At 66.9% G+C, this 12,538-nt stretch carries 10 protein-coding genes; 8 read left to right on the forward strand and 2 right to left on the reverse strand.

Features of this window, described 5'->3' with window-relative positions; translation table 11 throughout:
* Nucleotides 1–15: 15 nt before the first annotated feature.
* Complete coding sequence (locus tag V9K91_RS16440; RefSeq protein ID WP_306990547.1) at nt 16–2,580, forward strand: M14 family zinc carboxypeptidase; 2,565 nt, start codon at nt 16–18, stop codon at nt 2,578–2,580.
* Between the two features lie 54 nt (nt 2,581–2,634).
* Here V9K91_RS16440 and V9K91_RS16445 read toward each other — a convergent pair whose 3' ends face one another.
* Nucleotides 2,635–4,047, reverse strand: coding sequence for a DEAD/DEAH box helicase (locus V9K91_RS16445; RefSeq protein ID WP_093532896.1), 1,413 nt, complete (start codon nt 4,045–4,047; stop codon nt 2,635–2,637).
* Nucleotides 4,048–4,537: 490 nt separating this feature from the next.
* Here V9K91_RS16445 and V9K91_RS16450 point away from each other — a divergent pair, with 490 nt between their 5' ends.
* Both V9K91_RS16450 and maiA read left to right on the forward strand, forming a co-directional pair.
* Complete coding sequence (locus V9K91_RS16450; protein WP_336443533.1) at nt 4,538–5,527, forward strand: fumarylacetoacetate hydrolase family protein; 990 nt, start codon at nt 4,538–4,540, stop codon at nt 5,525–5,527.
* Nucleotides 5,524–6,192, forward strand: a complete 669-nt coding sequence (gene maiA / locus V9K91_RS16455; RefSeq protein ID WP_068849020.1) for a maleylacetoacetate isomerase — start codon at nt 5,524–5,526, stop codon at nt 6,190–6,192. Before V9K91_RS16450 ends, maiA begins: the two co-directional genes overlap by 4 nt.
* Before the next feature lie 239 nt (nt 6,193–6,431).
* Here maiA and V9K91_RS16460 read toward each other — a convergent pair whose 3' ends face one another.
* Nucleotides 6,432–7,562 carry a PilT/PilU family type 4a pilus ATPase gene (locus V9K91_RS16460; RefSeq protein WP_068849022.1) on the reverse strand — a complete coding sequence of 377 codons (1,131 nt, stop codon included), beginning with the start codon at nt 7,560–7,562 and terminating at the stop codon, nt 6,432–6,434.
* Between the two features lie 98 nt (nt 7,563–7,660).
* Here V9K91_RS16460 and V9K91_RS16465 point away from each other — a divergent pair, with 98 nt between their 5' ends.
* The 5 genes from V9K91_RS16465 (at nt 7,661) to V9K91_RS16485 (ending at nt 12,535) form a co-directional block, all read left to right on the forward strand.
* Nucleotides 7,661–8,062: a DUF4398 domain-containing protein gene (locus tag V9K91_RS16465; protein WP_093532893.1), complete on the forward strand. Its 402-nt coding sequence runs from the start codon at nt 7,661–7,663 to the stop codon at nt 8,060–8,062.
* Nucleotides 8,059–8,955 carry a hypothetical protein gene (locus tag V9K91_RS16470; protein ID WP_249833716.1) on the forward strand — a complete coding sequence of 299 codons (897 nt, stop codon included), beginning with the start codon at nt 8,059–8,061 and terminating at the stop codon, nt 8,953–8,955. The genes V9K91_RS16465 and V9K91_RS16470 overlap by 4 nt, the downstream gene beginning before the upstream one ends.
* 462 nt (nt 8,956–9,417) lie before the next feature.
* Entirely contained in the window at nt 9,418–9,642 is a 225-nt protein-coding gene (locus V9K91_RS16475; RefSeq protein WP_068849028.1) for a YdcH family protein, read from the forward strand.
* Between the two features lie 210 nt (nt 9,643–9,852).
* Nucleotides 9,853–11,223: a pyridoxal-phosphate dependent enzyme gene (locus V9K91_RS16480; protein WP_068849030.1), complete on the forward strand. Its 1,371-nt coding sequence runs from the start codon at nt 9,853–9,855 to the stop codon at nt 11,221–11,223.
* 130 nt (nt 11,224–11,353) lie between these two features.
* Nucleotides 11,354–12,535, forward strand: a complete 1,182-nt coding sequence (locus V9K91_RS16485) for a cystathionine gamma-synthase (RefSeq protein ID WP_336443534.1) — start codon at nt 11,354–11,356, stop codon at nt 12,533–12,535.
* The last annotated feature ends 3 nt before the right edge of the window (nt 12,536–12,538 follow it).

Below are 12,538 nucleotides of genomic sequence, written 5' to 3' on the forward strand. Positions count from 1 at the left end.
TCCTTGTTCCATCGTTTGTCGCGCCCCATCACCTGGGTGGTGGGGGCGCTGTGGCTGCTGGCCGCGCCGGCGTTCGCACAGAGCGCCTATTTCTTCCCGCAGGGCGGCGATTTCGATCCGGCCATTCCCACCCCGCAGCAGTTCCTGGGCTACGAGATCGGCAGCCGCTACACCCGGCACGACCAGCTGGTGGCCTACTTCAACGAGCTGGCCAGACACTCCGACAAGATCAAGGTCGAGCAGATCGGCAGCAGCTACGAAGGCCGCCCGTTGCTGATCGCCACCGTCACCTCGGCGCAGAACCAGCAGCAGCTGGAAACCCTGCGCCGCCAGCACGTGACCCTGGCCGACCCGGCGCAGCCGTTGTCGGCGGCCGGCAACAGCCCTGTGGTCGTGTGGCTGGGCTACAGCGTGCACGGCAATGAAACCTCCAGTGGCGAAGCCGCGCTGCTCACCGCGTACTACCTGGTGGCCAACCGCAGTGCCGATACGGCCAGGTGGCTGCAGCAGGCGGTGGTGCTGTTCGACCCGGCGCAGAACCCGGACGGCCGCGACCGTGCGGCCAGCTGGCACAACGCTTACGCCTCGTCGCCGGCATCGGCCGATCCGGCCGACAAGGAGCACGTGGAGCCCTTCCCGCAGGGACGCACCAACCACTACTTCACCGACCTCAACCGCGACTGGCTGGCATTGACCCAGCAGGACACGCGGCCCAAGATCGCCTACTTCCACCAGTGGTACCCCAACGTCCAGATCGATTTCCACGAGATGGGCAAGGACAGCACCTACTACTTCGAACCGTCGCCGGCGAGCATGCACAGCCCGCTGTTGCCGGCGTCGTCGTACGCGTTCAACAAGACCCTGGCCAAGTACCACGCGCAGGCACTGGATGCGCTCGGCTCGCTGTACTACACCGGTGAGAATTTCGACAACTTCTCGCCGGTGTACGGCTCGACCTATCCGGACTTCCATGGTGCGGTCGGCGTCACGGTGGAACAGGCCAGCTCGCGTGGCCGCGTGCAGGAATCGGTCAATGGCCTGCTGACCTTCCCGTTCACCATCCGCAACCAGGTCGCCACCGGCCTGGGCACGGTGCGCGGTGCGGTGACCGAGCGCGACGGGCTGCTGAAGCTGCAGAAGGAATTCTTCCAGTCCGCCGTGAAGCAGGCCAACCAGCAGCCGGTCAAGGCGTTCGTATTCGGCGACGCCAACGACCCGGGCTTGACCCGGCGCCTGCTCGACCTGCTGCTCCAGCACCAGATCACCGTGCAGGCATTGAGCAAGGCGGTCACCGTGGACGGCCAGCGCTTCGAGCCGGGCAGTGCCTACGTGGTGCCGACCGCGCAGCCGCAGTTCCGCCTGGTGCATTCGATCTTCGCCGAGACCCCGCCGATCAAGGGCGACGTGTTCTACGGCAGCACCTCCTATGCCATCGCACCGGCCTACGGCGTGGCGTTCGCCGGCAGCCGCAGCCGTGTCGATGGCGGCGAGCGCATCACCCGCCTGCCGGCCGCCCGTGGTGGGGTGAGCGGTGGCCAGGCCGGCTATGCCTACGTGTTCGACTGGCGCGATTACAACGCCAGCCGCGCGCTGTACGCGCTGCAGGCCAAGGGCGTGCTGACCCGCGCCGCGTTCCAGCCGTTCACCGCCGCCACCGCGTCGGGTGAGCAGGCGTTCGCGCGTGGCAGCGTGGTGGTGCCGGTGGCCGGGCAGACGCTGGCGGGCGACGCACTGCTCGCTGCCGTGGATGAAGCGGCGCGCAGCAGCGGCGTGCAGGTGCACGCCCTGGCCAGCGGGCAGAGCCGCAGCGGCATCGACCTGGGCAGCGACAGCGTCAAATCGCTGCGCAGGCCGGCGGTGGCGCTGGTGATGGGCGAGGGCGTGAGCGCCACCGAGATCGGTTCGGCGTGGTTCCTGCTCGACCAGCAGGTGCAGCTGCCAGCCAGCAAGCTGGACCCGGCGCAGCTGGGCAAGGTCAACCTGGACCGCTACACCACCATCGTGCTGGCTGGCGGTACCTACAGCGGCGTGGATGCCACGGCGGTGGCCGCGCTCAAGCGCTGGATCAACGCCGGCGGTTCGCTGGTGACCTACGGCAGCGCGGCCAAGTGGGCGATCGAGCAGAAGCTCAGCGATGAAGTGCTGGGTGCCGAAGAGAAGGAGCCCGAAGGTGCGCGCCGCGCGTTCGGCGACCAGCGCGACATCGCCGCCATCGAGCGGGTGAGCGGCAACATCCTCAGCGCCGACGTGGACACCAGCCACCCGCTCGGCTTCGGCCTGCCGCGCACCCAGCTGGCGATCAACAAGGAAAACGGGATCAGCTTCAGGCCCAGCCGCAATGCGTTCTCGACCGTGGTGCGCATTGACGAGTCACCGCGGGTGAACGGCTACCTGTCCGAGGCCAACCGCAGCCGCGTGGCCGGCACCGCCTGGCTGCTGGTGTCGCCGCAGGGGCAGGGCAACGTGGTGCTGTTCGCCGATGACCCGGCGCATCGCAAGTACTGGCACGGCACCGAGCGGCTGCTGTTGAACGCGGTGTTCTTCGGCAACCTGCTCAATCCGACCAAGCCGCGCGGGTAAAAAAAAGGGCGACGCAATGCGTCGCCCTTTTCCATTGTGCAGCCGGCGAAACGATCAGCCGGCGCGGTTGCCGCCGCCCGGACCGCGACCGCCGCCACCACCGCCACGGCGCTGGCCGGTCGGCGCACCACCGCGCGGCGCACCGTTGCCGGCACCACGGCTTGCACCGCGACCGGCACCGTCACGCTGGCCGCCGCCGGTCTTGGCACCGGCATGGGCGTGGCGCGGGGCCTCGCCATGCGGACGGCGCGCGTGCTTGCGCGGCGAACGATCGCCACCCGGCACTTCGGCCTTGCCCGGCGCGCTGTTGCCCCAGCGGATCGGGGTCTGCGGCTCGAAGCCCGGCACGTCGCGGATGTCCATGTCCTTGTCCAGCAGGCGCACGATCTGGCGCAGCAGCTTGGCCTCGTCCTGGGCCACCAGCGAGATCGCCTGGCCGGTCGAGCCGTTGCGGCCGGTACGGCCGATACGGTGCACGTAATCTTCCGGCACCATCGGCAGGTCGTAGTTGATGACCTTCGGCAGTTCGTTGATGTCGATACCGCGCGCGGCGATGTCGGTGGCCACCAGCACGGTCACGCGGCCGGCCTTGAAGTCGCCCAGCGCACGCAGGCGCTGGCCCTGGCTCTTGTTGCCGTGGATCGCCGCGGTCTTGATCCCGGACTTCTCCAGGAACGTGGCCAGCTTGTCGCAGCCGTGCTTGGTACGGCCGAACACCAGGGTCTGCTCGCGGCTGTCCTGGGCCAGCAGGTGCAGCAGCAGGTCACGCTTGCGCGGGCCGTCAACCGGGTGCACGCAGTGCTTGATGGATTCGGCGACCGTGTTCTTCGGGGTGACCTGGATCTGCGCCGGATCGCGCATGAACTCCAGCGCCAGCTGCTTGATGCTCTCTTCGAAGGTCGCCGAGAACAGCAGGGTCTGGCGGTTCTGGCGCGGCAGCTTGGCCAGGATCTTCTTGATCGACGGCAGGAAGCCCATGTCCAGCATGCGGTCGGCTTCGTCCAGCACCAGGATCTCGATGCCCGACAGGTCGACGCTGCGACGCTCCAGGTGGTCGATCAGGCGGCCCGGGCAGGCCACCAGCAGGTCCACGCCACGGCGCAGCACGTCGAACTGGTTGCCCATGCCGACGCCGCCGTAGATGCAGGCGCTGGGAATGCGCAGGTACTTGCTGTAACCGCGCAGGCTGTCATGCACCTGGGTAGCCAGTTCGCGGGTCGGGGCCAGCACCAGCGCACGCGGCTTGCGCGGGCCGTTCACGGCCTGCGGGTTGGTGCCCAGGTGCTGCAGCAGCGGCAGGCCGAACGCAGCGGTCTTGCCGGTACCGGTCTGCGCGCCGGCCAGCAGGTCGCGGCCTTCCAGGGCCAGCGGGATCGCCTGCTCCTGGATCGGGGTGGGGTTTTCATAGCCCTGCTCGGACAACGCGCGCAGCAGGAACGGGGCAAGGCCCAGGTTTTCAAAAGACATCGGGTGGAAGCTCCAAAGACGAAGTAACGCCAGGCCGAATGGCCGGACGCAAGGCAGATCGAGTTGATCGGCTGACTCGGAGCGTTCCCGTGAACCGCGCTGCGAGAATTGGGTGCAGCCCACGCGGTGCGCAGACTGGAATGCATGACGAATGGCGTCGGAGTGGGGGCGGGCGAGGGACGGAAATCCCGATCGCCGGCGATCCCGAAGGGAAACGGACGGCCGCTGCAGACCCGCCTAGTGTAGCGGAACCGCGCCCGCAAGGCCAAATCCCCCGTTCAGGTTGAACAAGCGACTCCCGACGTATCCATGCCTCCCCGGCGCCCGTAGCAATTCGTAGCGGCCGGCCCCAGCCGGACGACCTTGGCGAGCGACCACGTCAGCATCATTCGGATGGTTTATGTTCGTTCTGCGGCACTGCGACTTGGCATGACCACGCATTTGGTTACACTCGAAACCTATTTCCTGCGATCCCCCGGATATCCCACCCATGAAGCTTGGTTCTTTGAAGGAAGGCGGCCGCGACGGCACCCTGATCGTGGTCTCGCGCGACCTGCGCCATGGCGTGCGCGCCACCGGGATCGCCGCCACCCTGCAGCAGGCCCTGGAAGACTGGAGCCACCTGGCGCCGCGCCTGAACGCGTTGTCCGAGTCGCTCAATGACGGCAGCGCCGATGGCGTGTTCGACATCGACCTGCAGGCACTGGCCGCGCCGCTGCCGCGCGCCTATGAATTCGTCGATGGCAGCGCCTACCTGCCGCACGTAGAGCGCGTGCGCCGCGCCCGTGGCGCCGAAGTGCCGGAAAGCTTCTACACCGACCCGCTGATGTACCAGGCCACCAGCGCAGGGTTCCATGGCCCGCGCGATGCCGTGAAGGTGATCAGCGAGGAGTACGGCATCGACCTGGAAGCCGAACTGGTGGTCATCACCGATGACGTGCCGATGGCGGTCACCGCCGAGCAGGCCGCCGGCCATATCCAGCTGGTCGGCCTGGTCAACGATGTCTCGCTGCGCAACCTGATCCCGGGCGAGCTGGCCAAGGGCTTCGGCTTCCTGCAGTCCAAGCCGCGCTCGGCGCTGTCGCCGGTGTTCGTCACCCCCGACGAGCTGGGCGAGGCCTGGCAGGACAGCAAGGTGCACCTGCCGCTGGTCACCCACGTCAACGGCGCCTGGTTCGGCGCGCCGGAAGCGGGCGTGGACATGCAGTTCAACTTCGCCCAGCTCGTCGCGCACGCGGCCAAGACCCGCCCGCTGGGCGCCGGTGCCATCGTCGGCTCGGGCACCATCGCCAACGAGGACACCAGCAAGGGGGCCTCCTGCTTTGCCGAGCAGCGCACCGTGGAAACCCTGCGCGACGGCAAGCCGAGCACGCCGTTCATGTCGTTCGGCGACGTGGTCCGCATTGAAATGTTCGATGCCGCCGGCGAGAGCATCTTCGGCGCCATCGAACAGCGCATCGAACAGGCAGCACGGCCCTGAACACCCCGGCCGACCGCATCGAGCTGTTCAGCTACTGGCGCTCCAGCGCGGCCTACCGCGTGCGCATCGGTCTGAACCTCAAGGGCCTGGAACACCAGATCACCCCGGTGCACCTGGTCCGCGACGGCGGCCAGCAGCACAGCGAAGGGTATGCCGCGCTCAACCCGCAGGAGCTGGTGCCCACCCTGGTGCATGGGGATCTGGTGCTGCACCAGTCGATGGCGATCCTGGAGTACCTCGACGAGGTGTTTCCGGAGCCGCCGCTGCTACCCGACGATGCCCCGGGCCGCGCCCGCGTGCGTGCGCTGGCACAGCTGGTGGCATGCGACCTGCACCCGCTCAACAACCTGCGCGTGATGCAGTTCTTCAGCGATACCTGGAACGTGCCGCAGACCGAGCGTGAGGACTGGACCCGGCACTGGATGCAGGTCGGCTTCGATGCGATGGAACGGCTGCTGGTCGAGTCGGTGGACACCGGGCGCTTCTGCCACGGCGACACACCGACCCTGGCCGATTGCTGCCTGGTGCCGCAGCTGTTCAACGCCCGCCGCTTCAACGTGGATCTGGGCCCGTACCCGACCCTGGTGCGGATCGACGAGGCGTGCCTGGCCTTGCCGGCATTCGATGCGGCGCGGCCTGAAAACCAGGTGGATTGCGCGGGGTGATGGGCGGCTTCGGCGCCGTTAAACGTCGGGTAGTTGGCCGCAATGGGTAACCGTACCGCGTTCGGACGCTTGTGCCGCGCTGCGCGCGGTTTCCGGCCAACGGCCGGGGCTACGAACCGTTACGAGCCCATTGGGATCGGGATCAATCGACCGAAGGCTTCGGATACCGGTAGCGCCGGCCGTTGGCCGGCCCAGGCGGTTCCAAGCCGCTTGGCGCCCGTTGCCGGGCGCCGATTCCGTCAGAACCCGTGCGTGATCGCCGCCGGGGTCGCCGCCGAATAATCCGCGTACGGGTCATGCTCGCCGCTGCCGCCTTCGGACAGGCGGAACTTCAGGGCCAGGCCATCGCGCGAATCGGCCGCACGCAGCGCTTCTTCCTGCTCGATGATGCCGCCCTTGGCCATGCGGAACAGGCACTGGTCGAAACTCTCCATGCCTTCTTCCAGCGAGGCTTCCATCGCCGGCTTGATCTCGTGCACTTGGCCGCGGCGCAGCAGGTCGCGGATCATCGGCGTGTTGATCAACACTTCGGTGGCCGGCAGGCGGCGCCCATCCTGGCCCTTGACCAGGCGCTGGGAAATCACCGCGCGCAGGTTCAGCGAGAGGTTCATCAGCACGTTGCGGTGCGCGCTCTCGGGGAAGAAGTTGAGGATGCGCTCGATGGTCTGGTCGGCGTTGTTGGAGTGCAGCGTGGCCAGGCACAGGTGACCGGTTTCGGCGAAGGCGATGGCCGCCTCCATCGTTTCCGAATCGAGGATTTCGCCGATCAGGATCACGTCCGGCGCTTCACGCATCGCGTTCTTCAGCGCGTTGTGGAAGGCATGGGTATCCAGCCCGACCTCGCGCTGGTTGACGATCGACATCTTGTGCTTGTGCAGGTACTCGATCGGGTCCTCGATGGTGAGGATGTGCCCGGTCGTGGTGCTGTTGCGGTGGTCGATCATCGACGCCAGCGAGGTCGACTTGCCCGAGCCGGTCGAGCCCACCACCAGCACCAGCCCGCGCGGGGTCATGATGACGTCCTTGAGGACCTGGGGCAGGTTGAGCTCTTCGATGCTGGGAATCTTGCTGCGGATGGCACGGATCACCATGCCGACCTCGCCGCGCTGCTTGAACACGTTGACGCGGAAGCGTCCCGCATCCGGCAGGGCGATGGCCATGTTGAGCTCAAGGTCGCGTTCGAACTGGGGCACCTGGCCCTCGTCCATCAGCGAATAGGCGATTTTCTTGACCATCCCGGGCGGCAGCCCGGTATTGCCCAGCGGGTACAGCTTGCCTTCGATCTTGATGTACACCGGGGCGCCGGTGGTCAAGAACATGTCCGAAGCGTTCTTTTCGGTCATCAGCTTCAGGAAATAGCCGATATCCATGCGAAATGTTTCCCCAACAATCGGCGACATGCCATTGCAAGCACGCCGCAGGCTTCCGACAATGGCCGCGCACCTACTTCAGGCGAACGGCACCCCCAATGAATCCTAGCTTCGCACAAATGCGGCGTACCCCGTATGTAGTTTTGACGAGTTGCGTGATGGCGTGCGCATTCGCACTGGCCGGGCCGGCCCTGGCCCAGGACGGCGCGCTCGAGCTCATGCAGGCCCGCCAGGCCGTGGACAAGGCCACCCAGGCCGACGCCGACCAGTACGCCCCGGACCTGATCGCCGTGGCCCGCCAAGGCCTGGAACAGGCCCAGGCCGCAGCGGGCGACCGCCGCGAGCGCAAGAACGCCCCGGCCCTGGCTGTGCGCGCGACCGCCGATGCCGACCTGGCCCGCGCCCGGAGCGAGGAGGCCACCGCCACGGCCCAGCTGCAGCTGCGCCGCAACGAGGTGACCCAGCTCGAACGCCAGCTCGCCGGGGAGGACCGCCGATGAAGGCCGCTGCCCTGCGCATCCAGCCCCTGCTGCTGGCCATCGGCCTGGCCCTGTCGCCGCTGGCCGGCGCCGCCGAAGACCCGGCCGTGGCCCAGCTCACCCAGCGCCTGATGGCCATCCAGGCCAACCCGGATGCGTCCGAGCTGGCCGCCTATGAGCGCCTGCAGGCCCAGCAGGCCATCGCCGCGCTGGCCAATGCCAAGCGCCGCGACCTCGACCAGGCCCGCTACCTGGCCGACCGCCGGGTCGAAATCGCCGAAACCAGCGTGCGCGCCGCCCTGGCCAAGCGCGAAGTGGCCACGCTCGAGCGCACCCGCAGCGACCTGCTGATCGAAGCCAGCCGCCGCGACGCCCAGCGTGCCCGCCAGGAAAGCGAGCGGCTGCGCGTGCAGGCCCAGATCCAGGCCGAGGAGTCCGAACGCCTGCGCCTGGCCGCCGAAACCGAAGCGCTGGCCCGCCAGGACGCCGAAACCGCGCTGACCAGCGTGGCCGGCAAGCAGACCGCGCGGCTGAGCGCGGCCCAGCAGAACGCGGCCAAGCTGGCCCGGGAAGAGGCCGAACTGGTCTCGGGCAACAAGCTGCCGGGGTCGAAGTTCGACAGCCGCGGCGAGGTGTTCACCTTCGCCGGCGATGCCTTTGCCAGTGGCAAGGGTGCGCTCTCGGGCGGGGCCAAGGGCCAGGCCAAGGCGCTGGCCGAGTACCTCAACATCGGCAAGAAGGGCCGGGTCCGGATCGAGGCCTACGATGCCGCCGCCGGGGTAGGGCAGCAGCGTGCCGAAGCCCTGCGCGATGCCCTGGTGGGGGCCGGCGTCAGCGCCAGCCGCCTGCAGGTCAGCGGGAAGAAGGCGGCGGCCACCAAGGCGCGCTCGGCCGAGGTCATCATCGCTCCTTGATCGCCGGTGTCATGACCAACGGTCATGACCTACCCGGTTGCCTCTGTCATGACCAACGGTCATGACCTACCTGGTTGCATGTATTGGTAGGTCACGACCGTTGGTCGTGACCGCGTCAGAATGATGCAACCTCCTGTTTTTGTTTAAATTTCGTTGAATTGCGTGTTCAGCCTGAACCCCGACTGGCGCGCACCGGCGATTTCAAACGAAACCCTTGAACCGGCCCTTGGGCAGGCGTAGGGTCGATTGTCCGGGTGGCCTTCCGCGACCCGGACGATTGGAGGGCCGGGCCGATGCATCGAGGGCACGAACCAGAGCAGTCTGCAGGCCGGGCAATCCCGGTCGTGCGCCTGGGTTCTGCCTTGATCGCGGTGGATGCCGGCGCTCCTCCCGAAGCAACGCCCCGTGCCTTACCGGCCGGGGCGTTCTTGTTTGTGCTGTAGACGCGATAGGAGGTTCATCATGTTTGAAGGTCAGCCCCAGAGTGAAATCGACGCACGCCGCAAGAGCGATCCGGAATTCAAAGAGCTTTACGAACGGCACCAGAAGTTGAACAAGAAGTGTATGGATGCCGCGTTGGGCGTGAATCCGGTAGGCGACCTCACTCTGGGCCAGTTGAAGCGTGAGAAGCTTCTCACCAAGCAGCGCCTGCTGCGCATGTACGAGTCTTCCTCCCCCGTGCACTAAGGCCTGATCGTGCCGGCCCACGCCCGGCACCTGCCGCTGAACCTGCCGGCCCAGCGCCGGCACCGCCAAACGCCGCGGGCGGCGTCCGTCTCCTCGTCGACGGGCGCCGTCCGCGTCGCTCTTTCAGGGCCAGGGATGCATGGCGTGTCTCTACCATCTGTCGGATAATCGGGGGTCCGGCCGCTCTGCGGCGCGAATCGATGTGACCCGATGGCAATCCACTCCTCCGTACTCGACCTCATTGGCAAGACCCCGATCGTCAAGGCCCAGCGCCTGGACACCGGTGTCTGCGAGCTGTACCTGAAGCTCGAAAGCGCCAATCCCGGGGGATCCATCAAGGACCGCATCGGCCTGTCGATGATCGAGGCGGCGGAACAGCGCGGCGATCTCAAGCCGGGTGCGACGCTGGTGGAAGGCACGGCGGGCAATACCGGCCTGGGCCTGGCCCTGGTCGCCCAGCAGAAGGGGTACAAGCTAATCCTGGTCGTACCGGACAAGATGAGCCGCGAGAAGATCTTCAACCTCAAGGCGATGGGCGCCGAAGTCCGGCTGACCCGTTCGGACGTGGCCAAGGGCCACCCCGAGTACTACCAGGACATGGCCAAGCGCGTGGCCGAGGAGACCCCCGGCGCGTACTTCATCAACCAGTTCGGCAACCCGGATAACCCGGCCGCCCACGAATTCGGCACTGGCCCGGAAATCCTGGAACAGATGGACGGCGACCTGGATGCCATCGTGTTCGGCTGCGGCAGCTCCGGCACCATGACCGGCCTGTCGCGCGCCTTCTCCACCCTGTCGCCGAAGACCGAGCTGGTGCTGGCCGACCCGGTTGGCTCGATCCTGGCCGAATACATCAATGACGGCGTGCTCAACGACAAGTCGGGCAGCTGGCTGGTGGAAGGCATCGGTGAGGACTTCCTGCCCTCGATCGCCGATTTCAGCCGGGTCACCAAGGCCTACGCCATCACCGACGCCGAAAGCTTCCACACCGCGCGCGAGCTGCTGGGCAAGGAAGGCGTGCTCGGCGGCTCCTCCACCGGCACCCTGCTGGCGGCCGCGCTGAAGTACTGCAAGGAGCAGACCACCCCGAAGAAGGTGCTGGTGCTGGTCTGCGACACCGGTAACAAGTACCTCTCCAAGATGTACAACGACTACTGGATGCTGGACAACGGCTTCCTGGAGCGTCCCCAGACCGGCGACCTGCGCGACCTGATCCTGCGCCCGTACGGCCAGCGCGACACCGTGGTGATCGGCCCGAACGATCTGCTGACCACCGCTTACCAGCGCATGAAGCTGTATGACGTGTCGCAGCTGCCGGTGATGGATGGCGACCAGCTGGTCGGCATCGTCGACGAGAGCGACGTCCTGCTGCATGTGTACGGGGACGAGTCGCGGTTCCGCGACAAGGTCTCCACCGCCATGGTCAGCAAGCTGGACCGGCTGGACGTGAAATCGCCGATCGAAGCCCTGCTGCCGGTGTTCGACCGCGGCCAGGTGGCCATCATCATGGATGGTGGCAGCTTCCTGGGGCTGATCACACGGATCGACCTGCTGAACTACCTGCGTCGTCGCGTCCAATAAAGGCGCGATGGCCGACGTTCGGCTCTGAACCTGTGTTTATTAGAGTCAAGGGCTGATTAAGCCGGCGCTGATAGACTTCCGCTCCATTTAGTGTGGGCCCCGTTTGGGGCTCTCAATCGCTGGGAACCCCATGTCCGATCCTGCAGCCTCCGGGCACTCCAAGCGCCAGCTCGCTCTCGCTACGCTCGCCATCCATGGTGGGCAGTCGCCCGACCCGAGCACCGGCGCGGTGATGCCGCCGATCTACGCCACCTCCACCTACGCCCAGTCCAGCCCCGGCGAACACCAGGGCTTCGAGTACTCGCGTACCCACAACCCGACCCGCTTCGCCTACGAGCGCTGCGTGGCCTCGCTCGAAGGGGGCAGTCGCGGTTACGCCTTCGCCTCGGGCATGGCCGCCACCTCCACGGTGATGGAGCTGCTGGACGCCGGCAGCCACGTGGTGGCGATGGATGACATCTACGGCGGCACCTTCCGCCTGTTCGAGCGCGTGCGCAAGCGCACCGCCGGGCTGCAGTTCGGCTTCGTCGACCTGACCGACCTGGCCGCCTTCGAAGCGGCGATTACGCCGCAGACGAAGATGGTCTGGATCGAGACCCCGACCAACCCGATGCTGAAGATCGTGGACATCGCCGCGGTCGCGGCCATCGCCAAGCGCCGTGGCCTGATCGTGGTGGTGGACAACACCTTCGCCTCGCCGATGCTGCAGCGCCCGCTGGAACTGGGCGCGGACCTGGTCCTGCACTCGGCCACCAAGTACCTCAACGGCCATTCGGACATGGTCGGCGGCATGGTGGTGGTGGGCGACAATGCCGAGCTGGCCGAGCAGATGGCCTTCCTGCAGAACTCCATCGGGGGTGTGCAGGGTCCGTTCGACAGCTTCCTGGCCCTGCGTGGCCTGAAGACCCTGCCGCTGCGCATGAAGGCGCACTGCGCCAATGCGCTGGCCCTGGCCCAGTGGCTGGAAAAGCACCCGGCCATTGAAAAGGTGATCTACCCGGGCCTGCTGAGCCACCCGCAGCATGAACTGGCCACGCGCCAGATGAACGGCTACGGCGGCATCGTGTCGATCATGCTCAAGGGTGGATTCGAGGCGGCCAAGCGGTTCTGCGAGAACACCGAGCTGTTCACCCTGGCCGAATCACTGGGCGGCGTGGAAAGCTTGGTGAACCATCCTGCGGTGATGACCCATGCCTCCATTCCGGTGGAGCGCCGCGAGCAGCTGGGCATCAGCGATGCGCTGGTGCGGTTGAGCGTGGGCGTGGAGGAACTGGGGGATCTGCAGGTGGATCTGGAAGCGGCATTGAACTGAGAT

The sequence above is a fragment of the Stenotrophomonas sp. CCNWLW57 genome (assembly GCF_037203925.1).
GTDB lineage: Bacteria > Pseudomonadota > Gammaproteobacteria > Xanthomonadales > Xanthomonadaceae > Stenotrophomonas > Stenotrophomonas rhizophila_A.